The 18,509-nt window shown below is 74.7% G+C and carries 6 protein-coding genes and 1 pseudogene; 4 read left to right on the forward strand and 3 right to left on the reverse strand.

Annotated elements, in window-relative coordinates; genetic code table 11:
• Positions 1–53: 53 nt before the first annotated feature.
• Together ACZ5WK_RS10445 and ACZ5WK_RS10450 are read right to left on the reverse strand one after the other, a co-directional pair.
• Complete coding sequence (locus ACZ5WK_RS10445; protein WP_465546853.1) at positions 54–299, reverse strand: hypothetical protein; 246 nt, start codon at positions 297–299, stop codon at positions 54–56.
• A gap of 307 nt (positions 300–606) precedes the next feature.
• Positions 607–1,653 (reverse strand): fatty acid desaturase family protein, encoded by a 1,047-nt coding sequence (locus ACZ5WK_RS10450; protein WP_465546854.1) that lies wholly within the window; start codon positions 1,651–1,653, stop codon positions 607–609.
• A gap of 165 nt (positions 1,654–1,818) precedes the next feature.
• On the opposite strand from ACZ5WK_RS10450, the gene ACZ5WK_RS10455 reads away from it, so the two are divergent.
• Both ACZ5WK_RS10455 and ACZ5WK_RS10460 read left to right on the forward strand, forming a co-directional pair.
• A complete protein-coding gene (locus ACZ5WK_RS10455) occupies positions 1,819–2,670 on the forward strand; it encodes a mycofactocin-coupled SDR family oxidoreductase (RefSeq protein WP_465546855.1) in 852 nt (283 codons plus the stop codon).
• A 1,099-nt stretch (positions 2,671–3,769) separates the two neighbouring features.
• Positions 3,770–6,622, forward strand: a complete 2,853-nt coding sequence (locus ACZ5WK_RS10460; protein WP_465546856.1) for a helix-turn-helix transcriptional regulator — start codon at positions 3,770–3,772, stop codon at positions 6,620–6,622.
• Between the two features lie 104 nt (positions 6,623–6,726).
• On the opposite strand, the gene ACZ5WK_RS10465 is transcribed toward ACZ5WK_RS10460, so the two are convergent.
• Positions 6,727–7,500, reverse strand: coding sequence for a thioesterase II family protein (locus ACZ5WK_RS10465; protein WP_465546857.1), 774 nt, complete (start codon positions 7,498–7,500; stop codon positions 6,727–6,729).
• Between the two features lie 376 nt (positions 7,501–7,876).
• On the opposite strand from ACZ5WK_RS10465, the pseudogene ACZ5WK_RS10470 reads away from it, so the two are divergent.
• Positions 7,877–13,426: pseudogene (locus tag ACZ5WK_RS10470) on the forward strand (type I polyketide synthase); the annotation flags it as partial.
• 145 nt (positions 13,427–13,571) lie between these two features.
• Positions 13,572–18,461, forward strand: a complete 4,890-nt coding sequence (locus ACZ5WK_RS10475) for a type I polyketide synthase (protein ID WP_465546859.1) — start codon at positions 13,572–13,574, stop codon at positions 18,459–18,461.
• The last annotated feature ends 48 nt before the right edge of the window (positions 18,462–18,509 follow it).

The raw sequence follows: 18,509 nt of genomic DNA on the forward strand, positions 1-18,509 counted from the left end.
GTTCGGTGGTGCCGGCCGTTCGGTGGTGCCGGTGGTTCCGTGCCGACGGCGCCTCAGTGGTGCCGGCGGGCGGCTGCGGGCCGGGGCTTGCGGAGCCCGGGCGGGTCGGCGGGAGCCGGGAGGCGGGCGCGGAGCCGGTGGCCGGCGTCGCCACCGGTGCCGGGCGGCCCGGCGTGGTCCTGGAGGCGGTGCGCGGCGCGGGCGAGGCCCTGCTGGAGGGCGTCGGCGAACCCCGAGCCGATGAGGGCGTCCCAGACGAATGCGTCCTCGGGCAGGGCCGGGGGGTGGGGTGACGTCATGACGGCCTCCTGACCGATGGCCCATCGCTGGGAACGTCGTTGTCGTGGTCTCCGGGTTCGTTGCCGTGCTGCGGCCGCGGGCGGAGCGCCGGCGGCTTCATGCCTCGGGGAAGTCGTGCGGGGGGCGTACTGCGGGGGGCCGTACGGGCGGGGAAGGCGGTGCGGGGAAGGCGGTGCGGGGAAGGCGGTGCGGCGCGAGCGGTGCGGGGAGAGCGGTGCGACGGGCGGGATGACCGGCCCGGTGCGGCCGCCACACGGGGGATGATGGCGGAGGGCACCGGGCCGGAGTCTGTGGTGTCGCCCCCGGTCAGAACTCCAGCCGGATCGGCTCGCCGATGGCGCGCATGTGGCGCAGCGCCTCCCGGTGGGACGCGAGGAGCCCGGTCTGGTGGTAGGAGACTCCAAGCTCGGCGCAGTACCGCTCGGTGATGAGCTGCGCCTTGCGGAGGGCGGGGGTCGGCATGCTGGGGAAGAGGTGGTGCTCGATCTGGTAGTTGAGACCGCCCATGAGGACGTCGACGAACGGGCCGCCCCTGACGTTGCGGGAGGTCAGCACCTGCCGGCGGAGGAAGTCGAGCCGGTCCTCGCCGGTGACCATCGCCATGCCCTTGTGGTTGGGGGCGAAGACGGAGCCGAGGTAGATGCCGAACAGCGCCTGGTGGACGGCGATGAAGGCGACGGCCAGGCCCGGGGGCAGAAGCAGGAAGAGCCCGCCCAGGTAGAGCACGAAGTGGGCGACGAGCAGGGTGCCTTCGAGGACGGGCCGCTTCATGGTCGGCTTGTTGAGGGCACGGAAGCTGTTGAAGCTGAGGTTCGGGCCCTCCAGCATGAGCAGCGGGAAGAACAGCCGGGACTGGTGCCTGCCGACGAACCTGGGGAGCCCCTTGGCCGCGCGGGCCTGGCGCTCGGACCAGATCAGGATGTCGGGGGAGACGTCCGGGTCCTTCTCCTCGTGGTTGGGGTTGGCGTGGTGGCGGTTGTGCTTGTTCATCCACCAGCCGTAGCTCATGCCCATCAGGAAGTCGGCGACGAAGATGCCCCAGCCCTCACTCGCCCGGCGCGAGGTGAAGACCTGCTTGTGCGCCAGGTCGTGGGCCAGCAGGGCTATCTGGCCGAAGACCACGGACATGGCCGCGGCGACCAGCAGCTGCGCCCAGGAGTCGCCCACGGCGATCACCGCCGCGACACCGGCGACGAGGGAGAGTCCCACCAGCGTGAACCGCACCGAGTAGTAGAGCGGTCGCCGGTCCAGCAGTCCCGCTTCCGTGATCTGGCGGGACAGGCCGGCGAAGTCGCTGCCCGCCTCTCGGACTTCCGGCACGGGCGCTGGTGAGACCAGGGCTTCGAACGTCATGAACGCCAGTCTGCTCATGGGGAAGAGCTGCCGTAATCCCGTTAACGCCCCTATTCGGGGTGGGGAGGACCCCACTGTCGCGGCCGTCGGCGAATAGGGGTTGGGGGGTGGGGTGGCCCTGCCTAGGCTCGCGGAACGGGGGGATCGCGAAGCGGAGGAGTTGGCGTGAATCGCTTGCAGGACAAGGTAGTTGCCATCACGGGGGCCGCCCGGGGGCAGGGTCGCGGCCATGCGGTGCGCTGCGCCGAGGAGGGGGCCGACGTCATCGCCGTCGACCTGTGCGAGGACGTGGCGGCCACCGGCTACCCCGGCGCGACGCCGGAGGACCTGGCGGAGACGGTCCGGCTGGTGGAGAAGACGGGCCGCCGGGTGTTCGCCCGCCGGGCCGACGTGCGCGACGGCGCCGCCGTCCGGGCGGCGTTCGCCGACGGGGTGGCGGAGCTCGGCCGGCTCGATGCCGTGGTCGCGAACGCGGGCATCATCGCGATCGGCGCCGACCTCGGGGTGGACGCCTTCACGGAGAGCGTGGACATCGACCTCTCCGGGGCGCTCAACACGGTGCACGCCGCCCTGCCGCACCTCGGTGCCGGCGGTTCGGTGGTCGTGATCGGCTCGGTGGCGGGGCTGCTGCCCGGGCAGGGCGAGAACCCGGGGGGCCCGGGGATGGCGGGCTACATGTTCGCCAAGCGCTGTCTGGTGGACTACGTGAACACGCTGGCCGTGCAGCTCGGCCCGTCCGGCCGCCGGATCAACGCGGTGCACTCGTCCCTGGTCTCCACGCCGATGATCATGAACGAGCGGATGCACCGGGTGTTCCGCCCGGACCTCGACGCCCCGGGCCCGGAGGACGCCGTCCCGGTGTACGAGAGCCTGACCGCGCTGCCGGTCGGGTGCGTGGAGCCTTCCGACGTGACGCACGCGGTCGTCTATCTGCTCTCCGACGAGTCCCGCTATGTCACCGGGCTCCAGCTCAAGGTGGACGGCGGGCAGATCGTGAAGGCGGGCGCGGGCGCCTGAACGGGGGCCGGTGCGGGTGGGGCAGTTCCATCACTCCCCCCCCCCCCGCGGACGTGCCGGACCGGGCCGGGGCGCGGACGGGAAGCGGTGGGAATCGGGGTGCCCGAAAGGGCAGCCGCGCGGGGCCTTTCGGTGAGCGAAGGACATCCGTCCGCGAGGGTGGCCGGCCGGCGGCAGAACGGGCCGGCGGAAGGCGTTGTTCCCGCTTCGCCCGGTGCCGGGCGGGCGGATTCCGCACTGGCCGGATTGCCGACGGCGCGTCGTCCGGAATCCGGCCTGCCGACCCGCCCGGTCCGGCGCGACGGCAGGCCGGAACGGGTGGCGGCGGGCGGACCGTACGGCGGCGGTGGGCCGCGACGGTACCCCCGGGGCCCCCGGGCCGGGCCCGGTCGTTCCGGTCGTACGGGTGCGGTGACCGCGCCGCCCGTCGCGCCGGGCGCCGGGCGGCCAACCCGGACATATCGTCGGACGAGGGCCCCCGACCCCAGGCGCTCGGGTTCCGGAGCGACTTGCCAGGGCGTCGCGGCGGGAGGCAATCTGATGACGACGCACCGCAGTTGCCGGAGTCCCGGCTGCTGTCCGGCCCTGGACGCCTCTCCCCGGCGCCGGTGAACGGGCGTCGGCCTCACTGCTCTCCCGCCGGCCCGGTTCCGGGCGGGCGGTGGCGGCGGGCGAGGCGGGAGGGACCGCCGGCGTACTCGCGCCGGTGGCGTCGGAAGAGCAGAGCGACGCCCGGTGCACGCCGGTGCGAATGTGATCCGGACCTCGGCGTCGGCGGAGCGCCGCGGTACCGGTCGGCCCAGTGCCGAGCCTGCGCGGGGAAGACGGCCGGCGGGTCGGCGGCCCCGGTGGCGGGCCGCGTCGACCTTGTCGCATACCCGCTGTGGTCTAGGCCTCCTTGTGAGGCGGGTCACAGCATCTCCTCGCTGATCGGTGTAGAAACAATCACTGAGCGTGGCGGGGTGCGGGGTTCGGGTGGTGCCTGTCCGGGAGTGGCCGGGCGGGCGCGACCGAGTGGGTTTGGCGGGCGTGTTGCGCTGTGCCGGTGATCCTGGCCGCGAACCTGCGGGGAATGCGTGATTCGCTTAGGGGGAAAGCAATGTTTCTGGCCGATCGCTTAAAAGCGTTGGACACCCTGGATACCCTTCTCGCCGAAAGTGCCGAGGGAAACGGGACCGTGGCGTGGGTCAGCGGGGCGCTCGGCAGTGGGAAGACCGAGCTGCTGAACGTCTTCGCGGACCGGGCCGCCGATCGTGGCGCCCTGGTCCTGCGGGCGACCGGCGCCAAGGCGGAACAGGCTCTCCCGATGGGGGCGATGAGCCAGATCTTCCAGGACCCCGCGCTGCCCGACGAGATGGCCGACCGGGCTGCCGGCCTGCTCCAGGCGGCGTCCAGGCCCACCGGGGCCGACGAGCAGGCGGACGACCTGAGCCGCCGGCCGGTGCCGGGGACGCGTGAGCTGTGCGCGCTGATCCTGGAGCTGGCCGCGGACCGTCCGGTGGTCATCGGCATCGACGACGTGCACTTCGTCGACGCCGCCTCGCTCCAGGTCGTGCTCTACCTCCGGCGCCGGATCCACTCCGCCCGCGTCCTGCTGGTGCTGAACGAGTGGTCGCGGCCCAGGCCGGCCCGCCCGTTCTTCCAGGCCGAGATCACCAGGCTGCCGCACCACCGCATCCGCCTGGACCCGCTCTCCCGCGACGGTGTCCGGGAGCTGATCGCCCACTGGCTGGGCCAGGAGACCGCCGACCGGGTCGCCGGCTGGGTCTACCGGCTCAGCGGCGGCAACCCGATGCTGGCCGGCGCGCTGATCGAGGAATGCCGCGACCGCCAGGACGAGCTGGACGAGGACGGCTTCCGGGACGGGCCGCCGGGCTTCGGCTTCGACCAGGCCGTCCGCGCCATCCTGCACCGCTGGGAGCCCGCGCTCCTCGAAGTGGCCCAGGGGCAGGCCGTGTTGGGTGCCCACGCGTCGCCGGCGCTGATCGCCCGGCTGCTCGGGGTGATGCCGGAACGCGCCGCCGAGATGCTGGACATCCTCGGCCGCGCCGGGCTGCTCGGCCCCTCGGGCTTCCCGGCCCCGGTCGCCTCCGCCGTGCTCGGCAGCCTGGAGGCGGAGGACCGTTCCCAGCTGCACTCGCTCTGCGCCGAACTGCTCCACAAGCTGGGCTCCACCACCGCGGAGATCGCCCGCCACCTGCTCGCCGCCGACCGCGCGGCCGGCCGCTGGGCGATGGAGGTCCTGCGCGACGCCGCCGCCCAGGCACTCGCGGGCAACGACGCCGAGCACGCCACGGCCTGCCTCGAACTCGCCCTGGAGGCCTGCACCAACGACGACGAGCGGCTCGCCATCACGGCGATGCTGGCCCGGGCCGCCTGGCGGATCAACCCCGCGACGATCCTGCCCCACCTCGACACGCTCCGCAGCGCGGTGCGGGCCGGGTTCCTCACCGGGCGCGACGCCGTCAACGTGATCCGCTACCTGCTCTGGCAGGGCGACATCGAGGGCGCGGGCGAGGTCTTCCAGACCCTCAGCGCCGTCGGCGACCTGGACGACGCCCAGCTCGCGGCCGAACTCAGCCTCATCTTCATGGCGATGTGCGGTCCCTCGCAGGGCAGCCCGGTGCAGGAGCGGGGCGATACCACCGGCGACCCCGAACTCGGCGGATCCTTCGGCAACCCCTGGGCGCGCGCCACCTCGACCCTCACCGACGTGCTCCAGCGGGAGTCCTCCGACGCGGCCGTCGTCAGCGCCGAGTACATCCTGCAGAGCTGCCTGCTCAGCGACAGCACCCTGGAGATCATCGCCTTCGCCCTGCTCGCGCTGCAGTTCGCGGGGCGCCCCGACCTCGCCACCACCTGGTGCGACGGGCTGATCGACGAGGCGGTGCGCCGCCGGGCCAACACCTGGCAGGCGGTGCTCTGCAGCGTCCGGGCCGAGATCGCCTTCCGGCAGGGGGACCTGGCGATCGCCGAGGTCAAGGCGGAGGCGGCGTTCAGCCGGCTTCAGCCCAAGGGGTGGGGCGTCCTCATCGGGCTGCCCATCTCCACGATGGTGATGGTCAACACGGCGCTCAACCGCCACGAGAAGGCGGCGGAGCTGCTGAACCAGCTCGTGCCCGACGCCATGTTCGACACCGCCTTCGGAATGCTCTACCTCAGGGCCCGCGGCCACCACCACCTCGCGGTCGACCGGGCGCTCGCCGCGCTCAGCGACTTCCAGACCTGCGGGGAGAAGATGCAGCAGTGGAAGGCCGACGTGCCCTCGCTGCTGCCCTGGCGCAGCGACCTCGCCGAGGCCTACCTGCGTCTGGCCAGGCCCGAGGTGGCACGCGAGTTGATCGAGCGTCAGCTCGAACTGCCGGACGCCCAGGGGGCGGCCGTCCGCGGCAGCTCGCTGCGGGTCAGGGCCGCCGCCGAGGACGTCGGCCAGCGGCCCAGGACCCTGAAGAAGGCGGTCGACCTGCTCCAGAGCTCCGGCAACCGGCTCGAACTCGTCCGGGCGCTGGCCGACCTGAGCTCCGCCTACCACCGCCTCGGCGACTTCGGGCGGGCCCGGGCCACCGGGCGGCGCGCCGTCCAGGAGGCCAAGCTCTGCCACGTCGACGCCGTGCCGCCGCAGCTCCTCGGGGACCTGCCGGGCGACACCTTCGTGGCGGAGAAGGAGGAGTCGGAGGGCGTCAAGGACGCGGGGTCCACCGCGCTGAGCGACGCCGAGCGCCGGGTCGCGACGCTGGCCGCCGTCGGCCACAGCAACCGGGAGATCGCCCGCAAGCTCTACATCACCGTGAGCACGGTGGAGCAGCACCTCACCAGGATCTACCGAAAGCTCCAGGTGAGCCGGCGCGACGAACTCCTGGAAGGCCTCCAGCTGCGGCGGGAGCCGGACGAGCTGCTCGACGGCCGGGACGGGGCGCTGGGGCCGAACGGCCTGGCGGAGCGCGAGGCGTGAGAGGGAGAGGAGCCGTGCCGGGGGCCGCCTGACGGTGGCGGCCCCGGCACGGAGCACGGAGCCCGTCCCGGCACGGGCGAGACGGCCGGGAGGGCGGGCCGTCGTCAGGCGCCGGCGGTGCTGCGCGCGTGGGCGCGGGCACGGTCGGCGAGGATGCGGTTGACCTCGGCGGCGTGCGGGGCGAGGAAGAAGTGGCCGCCGTCGAAGACCGTCAGCTCGAACGGGCCGCTGGTGTGGTCGGCCCAGGAACGGGTCTCGTCCACGGTGACCTTCGGGTCCCTGTCCCCGACCAGGGCGTGGACCGGGCAGCTGAGGTCGGAGCCCGGGCGGTACTTGTACGTCTCCGCGGCGCGGTAGTCGCTGCGGATCGCGGGGAGGATCATCCGGAGCAGCTCCTCGTCCCCGAGCACTCCCGGCTCCGTGCCGCTGAGCTCCTTCAACTCCCGGACCAGGCCCTCGTCGTCACGCTGGTGCACGTACTCGTCGCGGTGCCGGGACGGCGCGCGGCGGCCGGACGCGACCAGCGCGGCCGGCGCGATCCCCTCCCGCTCCAGCCGGCGGCCGACCTCGAAGGCCAGCGAGGCGCCCATGCTGTGCCCGAAGAGCACCAGCGGCAGATCGGTCCACGGGCGCAGCTCCTCCACCAGGACGTCCGCCAGCTCGTGCAGATCGCCGATGCCCGGCTCGTGGCGCCGGTCCTGGCGGCCCGGGTACTGCAGCGTGATCACGTCGACGGCCGGAGCCAGCGCCTGCGACAGCGGGAAATAGAACGAGGCCGAACCGCCCGCGTGCGGAAAACAGGCCAGCCGAACGGGGGCGTCGGCGGACGGGTGGAACCTGCGAATCCACGGACTGGTCACTCCCGCTGCCTCTGCCATGATTCCTGATGCCCTTTCGCTGAGGTCGGGGTGTTCCCGAGAAGCCGCGCGGTGAATTACGCTGCGGCGGACGGCGCCGGTGACCGTCTCCCGTTGCAGGCTATTGGCGTCTCCCCTGCGCGGCAAGGGACTTGGGAATCCACAGTGGTCGGCCTGCATCGCACGGCCCTGGACGCCCCTCGCCATAGGGGCGGGTAGGGGCGGGGTTAGGGGTGGGCGGGCCGGGGTCGCCCTGCGTAGCGTACGAATATATGCGCCGCTGGGTGTTATTCGTCATGTCCCGATTCCGGCGCCGCAGGTGAATCGACATTCCAGCACCGTGAATTCCTGGCCGGACCAGTGAGGGAGACGTTGGGTGGACAACGAGGAGAAGCTTCTCGACTACCTCAAGCGAGCGACAGCCGATCTTCGTGAAGCTCGACGGCGCCTGCGGGAAAACGAGCGCCGGGAGAATGAGCCGATTGCGATCGTCGGGATGAGCTGCCGCTTCCCGGGGGACGTCCGTTCGCCGGACGACCTCTGGCGGCTGGTCGACGCGGGCGGGGACGGTGTCTCCGGGTTCCCGTCGGACCGCGGCTGGGACACCCAGGGCATCTACGACCCCGAACCCGGCAAGCCCGGCCACACCTATGCGAAGAGCGGCGGCTTCCTGCACGACGCGGCCGACTTCGACGCCGAGTTCTTCAGCATGGGCCCGCGCGAGGCGCTGGCCACCGACCCGCAGCAGCGCCTGCTGCTGGAGGTCTCCTGGGAGGCGATCGAGCGGGCCGGCATCGACCCGTCCTCGCTCAAGGGCAGTCAGACCGGCGTCTTCGCCGGCGTGATGTACCACGACTACGCCTCGCGCCTGAGCACCATCCCCGACGAGCTCCAGGGCTACATCGGCAACGGCAACACCGGCAGTGTCGTGTCGGGCCGGGTCGCCTACAGCCTCGGTCTGGAGGGCCCGGCGGTGTCGGTGGACACGGCCTGCTCGTCCTCGCTGGTGGCGCTGCACTGGGCGATCCAGGCGCTGCGCAAGGGCGAGTGCACGCTGGCCCTGGCGGGCGGCGTCACGGTGATGCCCACGCCGGAGACCTTCGTGGAGTTCAGCCGGCAGCGCGGTCTGGCCCCGGACGGCCGGATCAAGGCGTTCGCGGAGGCCGCGGACGGCACCGGCTGGGGCGAGGGCGTGGGCATGCTGCTCGTCGAGCGGTTGTCGGACGCGCGCCGGCTCGGGCACGAGGTGCTGGCCGTGGTGCGGGGCTCCGCGGTGAACCAGGACGGTGCGAGCAACGGGCTGACGGCGCCGAACGGTCCGTCGCAGCAGCGGGTGATCCGGGCTGCGCTGGCCGCCGCGGGGCTGTCGACGTCCGATGTGGACGTGGTGGAGGCGCACGGCACGGGTACGACGCTGGGTGACCCGATCGAGGCGCAGGCGCTGCTGGCGACGTACGGCCAGGACCGTCCGGAGGGCAGCCCGTTGTGGCTGGGTTCGGTGAAGTCGAACCTGGGTCACACCCAGGCCGCGGCGGGTGTCGCGGGCATCATCAAGATGGTCCAGGCGATGCGACACGGCGTGCTGCCGAAGACGTTGCACGTGGATGCGCCGTCCTCGCACGTGGACTGGTCGGCCGGCGATGTCGAGCTGCTGGCCGAGGCCCGCGCCTGGGAGAAGGCGGAGGGTGCGCCGCGTCGCGCGGGTGTGTCCTCGTTCGGGATCTCCGGCACCAACGCGCACGTGATCCTGGAGGAGGCCCCGGCGGCCGAGCCGGATGAGTCGGCCGTCGAGGAGCCCGGCGCGGGTTGGCCGGTGGGTGTGCCGGTGCCGTGGGTGGTGTCGGGCCGGACGGAGGCCGCGCTGCGGGCCCAGGCCAGGCGGCTGCGGGAGTTCGTGGCGGGAACCGACCGGTCGCCGCTCGACGTCGGCTTCTCGCTGGCGTCCTCGCGTGCCGTCCTGGACCGCCGGGCCGTGGTGCTCGGGGCCAACCGGACCGAGCTGATGGTGGGTCTGGAGAAGCTCGCCGCGAGCGACGGCGCCGAGAGCGGTGCGGGCCGCTCCGAGGGCCGGACGGCGTTCCTGTTCACGGGCCAGGGTTCGCAGCGGGTCGGGATGGGCGCCGGGCTGGCGTCGGTGTTCCCGGTGTTCGCGGCTGCGCTGGACGAGGTGTGTGGGCTGCTGGACGGTGAGTTGGGTGTGTCGCTGCGCGAGGTGATCGCGGGTGCGTCGGGTTCGCTGGACGACACGGTTCACACGCAGGCGGCGCTGTTCGCCGTCGAGGTGGCGCTCTACCGGCTGGTGGAGTCGCTGGGTGTGCGGGCGGATTTCCTGGCCGGGCATTCGGTGGGTGAGATCGCGGCTGCTCACGTGGCCGGGGTCCTGTCGCTGGCGGACGCGTGCACACTGGTCGCCGCGCGTGGCCGGCTGATGCAGGCGCTGCCGGCCGGTGGCGTGATGGTGGCGGTCCGGGCGGCCGAGGCGGACGTGCTGCCGCTGCTGAAGGGCCGCGAGGCCGAGGTCGGGGTGGCGGCGGTCAACGGGCCTTCGTCCGTGGTGATCTCCGGTGCCGAGGCCGCGGTGGACGAGGTGGTCGCCCAGTTGAAGGAGCGTGGCATCGCCTCGGTCCGGCTGACGGTCTCGCACGCGTTCCACTCGCCGCTGATGGAGCCGATGCTGGAGGACTTCCGCGCCGTCGTGAGCGGCCTGGACTTCGCCGAGCCCAGGCTCGCCGTCGTCTCCAACGTCACCGGAGAGCTCGCCACCGGCGACGAGCTGCGCGACCCGGAGTACTGGGTCCGCCACGTCCGCCAGGCCGTCCGTTTCGCCGACGGCATCCGGGCGCTGGAGGCCGCGGGCGTCACCCGCTTCCTGGAACTGGGCCCCGACGGCGTGCTGACCGGCATGGCGCTGGGCTCCCTGGAGCGGCCCGACGACGCCGTTCTCGTGCCCGCGCTGCGCAAGGGCCGCGACGAGGTCCCGGTCCTGCTGGCCGCGCTGGCGGGCGTGTTCGAGGCGGGCGCGGACGTCGACTGGGCGGCCGTGTTCCGGGGCAGTGGCGCGCGCCGCGTCGACCTGCCGACCTACGCCTTCCAGCACGAGCGCTTCTGGCTCGACGCCGGCCCCGCGAGCGCCGGGGACGCGGCGGCCCACGGCCTGGCGGCGACCACGCACCCGCTGCTCAGCGCCGTGGTCGAACTCCCGGACTCCGACGGCGTGGTGCTCACCGGCCGGCTCGGTCTGGACAGCCACCCCTGGCTCGCCGACCACGCGGTGTTCGGCACCGTCCTGCTGCCCGGCTCGGCCTTCGTCGAGATGGCCCTGCGGGGCGCCGACGAGGTCGGCTGCACGGTCGTCGAGGAGCTGACGATCGGCGCGCCGCTGGTGATCCCGGAGCGTGGCGGGATGCGGGTCCGGGTCGTCGTCGGCGGGTCGGACGAGGCCGGCAAGCACAGCCTGTCGGTGTACTCGCAGGCCGAGGGCGTCGGTCCGGACGCCCCGTGGACCCGGCACGCCGAGGGCATCGTCGGGGACGAGGTCGAGGAGGGCGAGCTCTACGACCTGACGGTCTGGCCGCCGGAGGGCGCCGAGGAGGTGCCCGTGGCGGGCGCCTACGAGGGCCTGGTCGGCAGGGGCTACGGCTACGGCCCGGTCTTCCAGGGTCTGAAGCGCGCCTGGACCCGTAACGGCCGCGAGGTGTTCGCCGAGATCACGCTGCCCCGGGAGTCCCGCGCGGACGGTGAAGCCTTCGGGCTCCACCCGGCGCTGCTGGACGCGTCGTTCCACGCCTCCCTGTTCATCGAGCCGGGCGGCCCGAGCGTGCCCCGGCTGCCGTTCTCCTGGCACGGCATCCGGGTGTTCTCCCCCGGTGTCACCACGATCCGGGTGCGCTGCGACTCGAACGGGCCGGACACGGCCCAGGTCGACATCGCCGACGCGACCGGCGCGCCGATCGCCGCGGTGCACCACCTGCTGGCGCCGCCGATCTCGGACGAGCAGCTGCGGGTCGCCCAGGCCGAGAACGTGGAGAACCTCTTCCGGCTCCGCTGGCAGTCCGCCGTGTTCGGCGGCGCCGTCGACACGGGGCAGCGCTGGGCGGTCGCCGGCCGGGTCGGCGACGCCTGGGCGGCGGTGGCCGGGCGGGCCGCCGCCGGGTACGAGTCGGTGGCCGCGCTGGCCGCCGCGGTCGAGGCGGGCGCGCCCGTCCCGGACGTGGTGCTGCTGCCCTGCCTGCCCGACCCGGCCGCCGAGGCCGGGGACGTGCCGGCCGAGCTGCGGGCGGTGGCCGGGCGGGTCCTGGCCGAGGTGCAGACCTGGCTGGCCGACGAGCGGTTCGCCGCCTCCCGCCTGGTCGTGCTGACCTCGGGCGCGGTGAGCGCGGGCGACACCGCCGTGGACGTGGTGACCGGGCCGGTCTGGGGACTGGTGCGGTCGGTGCAGGCGGAGAGCCCGGACCGGCTGACCCTGGTCGACTGGGACGGCCGTCGTGGCACGCTGGCCGCCCTGCGGTCCGCCGTCGACTCGGGCGAGCCGGAGTCGGCCGTGCGGGCCGGCACCGTCCTGCTGCCACGGCTCGGGCGCAGCCCGGTGCCGGACGAGGAGGCCGGGGCCGGCACGTTCGGGCCCGACGGCACGGTGCTCGTCACCGGCGGCACCGGCGGGCTCGGCGCCCTGGTGGCCCGTCACCTCGTGGTGCGGCACGGGGTGCGGCACCTGCTGCTGCTCAGCCGGCGCGGCGCCGCGGCCCCCGGTGCGGAGGAGCTGCGGGCGGCGCTGGTCGAGGCGGGCGCCGAGACCGTCGCCATCGAGGCCTGTGACGTCTCGGACCGGGACGCCCTGGCGGCGGTGCTCGCCGCGGCCCCGGCCGGACGGCCGCCGCTGACCGGGGTCGTCCACACCGCGGGCATCGCGGACAACGGGACGATCGGCACCCAGACCCCGGAGCGGTTCGACGCCGTGCTGCGGCCGAAGGCCGACGCCGCGTGGCACCTGCACGAGCTGACCCGGGACCTCGGGCTGACCGCCTTCGTCCTGTTCTCCTCCTCGGCCGGGCTGCTGGTCGGCGGCGGGCAGGCCAACTACGCCACGGCCAACGTCTTCCTGGACGCGCTCGCCGAGCACCGGCGTGCGGCCGGGCTGCCCGCCGTGTCGCTGGCCTGGGGGCTGTGGGCGTCCACGGACGGCATGGCCGGCCAGATGGGCGACGCCGACCTCCAGCGGATGAACCGGCTGGGCATGCCGCCCCTGGAGACCGAGGACGCGCTCGGCCTGTTCGACGCGGCGATCGCCTCCGGGGATCCGACCCTGGTGCCGATCCGGCTGGACTTCGCGACCCTGGCGAGCCGGACCGACGACCTGCCGACCGCCCTGCGCGGCATGGGCCGGGCCCCGGCCCGGCGCCGCAACCGGCGGGCCGTCACGGCGGCGGCCGCCCCCGACCGGGGCTTCGCCGCCCGGCTGGCCGAGCTCTCCGAGGCCGACCGGACCCGCCAGATCTCGGCGCTCGTCCGCGAGCACGTCGCCGGGGTGCTGGGGCACGCGTCCGCCGACTCGGTGGACCCGGACCGGGCGTTCAAGGACATGGGCTTCGACTCGCTGGCCGCGGTCGAGCTGCGGAACCTGCTGAACAAGGCCACCGGCCTGCGGCTGCCGACCACCCTGGTGTTCGACTTCCCCACGCCCACCACCCTGGTCCAGCACCTGGGCACCGCGCTGGCCCCGGCCGACGCCGCCCCGAAGTCGCTGGAGGCGCAGCTCGAACTCCTGGAGGTCGCCCTCGCGCAGGCCGGTCCGGAGGAGGACCACGCCGCCGTCACCGCCCGGCTCAAGGGCCTGCTGCGCCGGTGGACGGAGCAGCAGCCCGACGGGGACGGCTCGGCCCAGCGGTTCGACGAGGCCACCGACGACGAGCTGTTCGACTTCCTGGACAACGAGCTCGGCATCGGCTGAGCGGCTCCCACCCCCCTCCGGGCGTCCCCGGCCGCCGCCCCCGGCGGCCGGGGACCCGGTCCGCCTCCCGCGTGCCGGGGGCCAGAACGGGACCCAACCCCCCCCACTCTCCCCCCCCACACCCCCCAAAAAGGATGAGAAAAAGATGGCGCACGACGAAAAGCTCCGCGAGTACCTCAGGCGGGCGACGGCAGACCTCCAGGAGACCCGCCGCCGGCTGCGGGAGGCGGAGGACGCCCGGCACGAACCGATCGCGATCATCGGCATGAGCGGCCGCTACCCCGGCGGGGTGACCTCCCCCGAGGACCTCTGGCAGCTGGTGTCCGACGGCGCCGACGTGGTGTCCGACTTCCCCACCGACCGCGGCTGGAACACCGACGCGGTGTACGACCCCGAGCCGGGCAAGCCCGGCCGCACGTACGTCCGCCGCGGCGGCTTCCTGCACGACGCGGCCGAGTTCGACGCCGGCTTCTTCGGGCTCAGCCCGCGTGAGGCGCCGGAGGCCGACCCGCAGCAGCGGCTGCTGCTGGAGGTGTCCTGGGAGGCGCTCGAACGGGCCGGGATCGACCCGCTGTTGCTGCGCGGCAGCCGGACGGGCGTCTTCGCCGGCCTGATGCACCACGACTACCCGCGCAGCACCACGGCGGGCAGCATCGTCTCCGGCATCGTCTCCTACACCTTCGGGCTGGAGGGGCCCGCCGTCACCACGGACACCGCCTGCTCGTCCTCGCTGGTGGCGCTGCACCTGGCCTGCCAGTCGCTGCGGGCCGGGGACTCCGCGCTCGCCCTCGCCGGCGGCGTCTGCGTGATGGCGACCCCCCAGCTGTTCGTCGAGTTCAGCCGGCAGCGGGCGCTCTCCCCGGACGGCCGCTGCCGGTCCTTCGCCGCCGACGCCGACGGCGCCGGCTGGTCGGAGGGCGCCGGGATGCTCGTCCTGGAGCGGCTGTCGGACGCGCGCCGCCTCGGCCACCCCGTCCTCGCGGTGGTGCGCGGCTCGGCGGTGAACCAGGACGGCGCCAGCAACGGCCTGATGGCGCCGAACGGGCCCGCGCAGCAGCGGGTGATCCGGGCCGCGCTGAAGAACGCCGGGCTGGTCGCCGCCGACGTGGACGCGGTGGAGGCGCACGGCACGGGCACCAGGCTCGGCGACCCGATCGAGGCGCAGGCACTGCTGGCGACGTACGGGCAGGACCGGTCGGAGGACCGGCCGCTCTGGCTCGGCTCGATCAAGTCCAACATGGGGCACCCGCAGGCCGCGGCAGGGGTGGCGGGCGTGATGAAGATGGTCCTCGCGCTCCAGCACGAGACGCTGCCGCGGACCATCCACGCCGGCGAGCCGACCCCGCACGTCGACTGGTCGGCCGGCCGGGTGCAGCTGCTGAACGACGAGGTGCCGTGGCCCAGGGGCGAGCGGCCCAGGAGGTTCGGCATCTCCTCCTTCGGGATCAGCGGCACCAACGCGCACGCCGTCATCGAGGAGGCGCTCCCCGACCCCGAGGAGGCCGCCGACGAGCAGCCGCCCGCGCCCGCCCCCGTCCCGTACCTGGCCTGGCCGCTCTCCGCCCGCGGCGAGGACGCGCTGCGGGCCCAGGCCGCCCGCCTCCACGCCGACCTGCTCGACCGGGCCGGGCTGGACGCCGGCGACGTCGCGTACTCCCTCGCCACCACCCGCTCGCTGTTCGAGAACCGGGCCGTGGCCGCGGGTGCGGACCGGGGCGAACTCCTGGCCGCGCTCGACCGGATCGCCACCGGCGAGGACGCGGGCGGCGCGGTGCGCGGCGGCGGCCGGACGGCCTTCCTCTTCACCGGCCAGGGCGCCCAGCGCCCCGGCATGGGCCAGGAGGCGTACGCGGCCTACCCCGTCTACGCCCGGGCCTTCGACGCGGTCTGCGCCGAGCTGGACGCCCGGCTGCCCAGACCGCTGCGCGAGGTGGTGTTCGCCCCCGAGGGCTCGGCCGAGGCCGCCCTGCTCGACCGCACGGTCTTCACCCAGGCGGCGCTGTTCGCGACCGAGGTCGCCCTCTACCGGCTGGCCGAGTCCTTCGGCGTCCGCCCCGACGTCCTCATCGGCCACTCCGTGGGCGAGATCGCCGCGGCCCACGTCGCCGGGGTGCTCTCGCTGGCCGACGCGGCGGCCCTGGTCGCCGCCCGCGGCCGGCTGATGGAGGCCCTGCCCGAGGGCGGCGCGATGACCGCCGTCCAGGCCACCGAGCAGGACGTGCTGCCGCTGCTGGAGGGCCGGGCGGCGCAGCTCGGCATCGCCGCGGTCAACGGGCCGTCCGCCGTCGTCCTCTCCGGCGACGAGGACGCCGTCGCCGAGGTCGCCGGGCTGCTGGCCGGCCGCGGCGCCCGCACCCGGGAGCTGCGGGTCAGCCACGCCTTCCACTCGCCGCGGATGGACGCCATGCTGGCCGACTTCGCCGGGGTGCTCGCCGGGCTGACCTTCCGGGAGCCCGCCGTCCCGGTCGTCTCCAACGTGACCGGCGCGCTCGCCGGGGGCGACGACCTGCGCACCCCCGAGTACTGGGTGCGCCACGTCCGCGGCACCGTCCGCTTCCACGACGGGCTGCGCGCGCTGGCCGCCCTGGGCGTCTCCACCTGCCTGGAGATCGGCCCGGGCGCCACCCTCACCGCGATGGCGGGCGAGACCCTCGGCGAGGACGTCCTCGCCGTCCCGCTGCTGCGCGCCGGCACCCCCGAGCCGCGCGCCCTGACGGCCGCGCTCACCGCCCTGCACCTGCGCGGCGTCGACGTGGACTGGGCCGCGCCGCTCGCCGGCACCGGGCGGCGCCGGGTCGGCCTGCCCACCTACCCGTTCCAGCGCCGGCGCTACTGGGCCGAGCCCGAGGACGGCGCCGAGGGCGCCCGCCCGGGCCGGGGAGCCGGGGACGGCGCCTTCTGGTCCGCCGTCGAGCAGCGTGACCTCGACCACCTCGCCGCCGTCCTCGACGCGGACGGCGACAGCCGCTCCTCCCTGGAGTCGGTGCTCCCGCTGCTCGCCGACTGGCGCACCCGCAGCGTCGAGCACGCCACCGTCGAGGGCTGGCGCTACCGGATCGGCTGGCTGCCCCGCACCGGCGGCACCGGCGGCGCGCTCACCGGCAGCTGGCTGCTGGCCCTGCCCGCCGAGGGCGTGGACGAGGCGTGGGCCGAGGCCGTCGAACGGACCCTCGCCGACCGCGGCGCGAAGGTCCTGACGCTTCGCCTTCCCGGCGCCGGCGCCGACCGGCCGGCGCTGACCGCGCGGATCACCGCGGCCCTCGCCGGGGCCGCGCCGCTGAACGGCGTGGTGTCGCTGCTCGGCCAGGACGGGGAACCCGACGCCGGGGCCCCCGCCGCCCCGCGCGGCCTCACCGCCACCGTGGCGCTCGTCCAGGCCCTCGCCGACCTGGACGCGACGGCACCGGTGTGGAGCGTGACGCGCGGCGCCGTCGCCGCGGGCCGCTCCGAGACCCTGCCCAACCCCGGCCAGGCCCTGGTCTGGGGCCTCGGCCGGGTGGTCGCCCTGGAGAACCCCGGGCTCTGGGGCGGTCTGGTCGACCTCCCCGCCACCGGCACCCCCGACGCCGCGCTGCTGGCCCGCCTCGCCGACGTCCTCGCCGACCCGGCGGGCGAGGACCAGCTCGCCGTCCGGGCGTCCGGCACCTTCGTCCGCCGCCTGGAGCGGGCGACCGCCGACACCAGCCCGCCGCGGGTCGCCTGGCGGCCCACCGGCACGGTGCTCGTGACCGGCGGCACCGGCGCCGTCGGCGCCCACGTCGCCCGCTGGCTGGCCCGGGCCGGCGCCGAGCACCTGCTGCTCACCAGCCGGCGCGGCATCGAGGCCCCCGGCGCCGCGGAGCTCGCACAGGAGCTCACCGGCCTCGGCGCCCGCGTCACCGTCGCGGCCTGCGACGCCGCCGACCGCGACTCCCTCGCCGTGCTGCTGAAGGAGCTGCCCGCCGACGCCCCGCTGACCGCCGTGATGCACGCGGCCGGGGTGCTCGACGACGGGACGGTCGGCTCGCTCACCCCGGAGCGGATCGCCGGGGTGCTCCGCCCCAAGACCGAGGCCGCCCGCAACCTGCACGAGCTCACGCGGGACCTCGGACTGACCGCCTTCGTGACGTTCTCCTCGATCGCGGGCCTGCTCGGCGGCGCCGGCCAGGCCTCGTACGCGGCGGCCAACGCCTACCTCGACGCACTGGCCGAGCACCGCAGGGCGCAGGGCCTGCCGTCGGCCTCGGTCGCCTGGGGCCCGTGGGGCGGCGGCGGCATGGCCACCCAGCAGGAGATCCAGGAGCGCGCCTGGTGGCGCGGCCTGTCCGAGCTGGACCCGGAGCTCGCCGTGAACGCCCTGCACGAGGTGCTGGAGCGCGGCGAGGCCGTCGTCGGCGTGGTCGACGCCGACTGGGCCGAGCTGGCACCCGCCTTCACGGCCGGCCGGCCCAGCCCGCTGATCGGCGCCCTGCCCGAGGTGAAGGCCGCGACCGGCGGTCCGGCGGGCGGCCCGGCGGCGGGCGCCCCGGCCGACGCCTCCGCGCTGGCCCGGGAGCTGGCCGCGCTCACCGGCGGCGAGCAGCGCAGCACCATCCTCGGGCTCGTCCGCGGCCAGGTGGCCACGGTGCTCGGCCACGACGGCCCCGACGCCGTGCAGCCGGGCCGCGCCTTCAAGGACATGGGATTCGACTCGCTGACCGCCGTCGAGTTCCGCAACCGCATGAACGCGGCCACCGGGCTGAAGCTCCCGGCGACCCTGCTCTTCGACTACGCCAACCCCACCACCCTGGCCGAGCACCTGCACGGCGAGCTGGCGCCGACGGGCGCCGGCGGTGCCGGCGTGGCGGCCGAACTCGACCGGCTGGAGGCCGTGGTGGCCTCCCTCGCCCCGGAGGAGATCGAGCGGACGCAGGTCGTCTCCCGCCTCCAGGCCCTGGTGGCCCGCGTGAACGAGGCCCAAGGCACCCGGGGGGCCGGCACGGTCGCCGACCAGCTGGAGGACGCCTCGGCCGACGAACTCTTCGACTTCATCGACAAAGAACTCGGGATCGCGTGACCACGTTCCTGGACTCTTTCTCAACAGAATTGGTGAGGCCCTGATGGG

Source organism: Kitasatospora sp. NPDC032757 (assembly GCF_055579305.1).

Bases quoted from the DNA above. Each gene is read 5' to 3' on its own strand.
- ACZ5WK_RS10450 (WP_465546854.1), bottom strand. From the start codon at position 1,653: ATGACGTTCGAAGCCCTGGTCTCACCAGCGCCCGTGCCGGAAGTCCGA.
- ACZ5WK_RS10465 (WP_465546857.1), bottom strand. From the start codon at position 7,500: ATGGCAGAGGCAGCGGGAGTGACCAGTCCGTGGATTCGCAGGTTCCAC.
- ACZ5WK_RS10445 (WP_465546853.1), bottom strand. From the start codon at position 299: ATGACGTCACCCCACCCCCCGGCCCTGCCCGAGGACGCATTCGTCTGG.
- ACZ5WK_RS10460 (WP_465546856.1), top strand. From the start codon at position 3,770: ATGTTTCTGGCCGATCGCTTAAAAGCGTTGGACACCCTGGATACCCTT.
- ACZ5WK_RS10475 (WP_465546859.1), top strand. From the start codon at position 13,572: ATGGCGCACGACGAAAAGCTCCGCGAGTACCTCAGGCGGGCGACGGCA.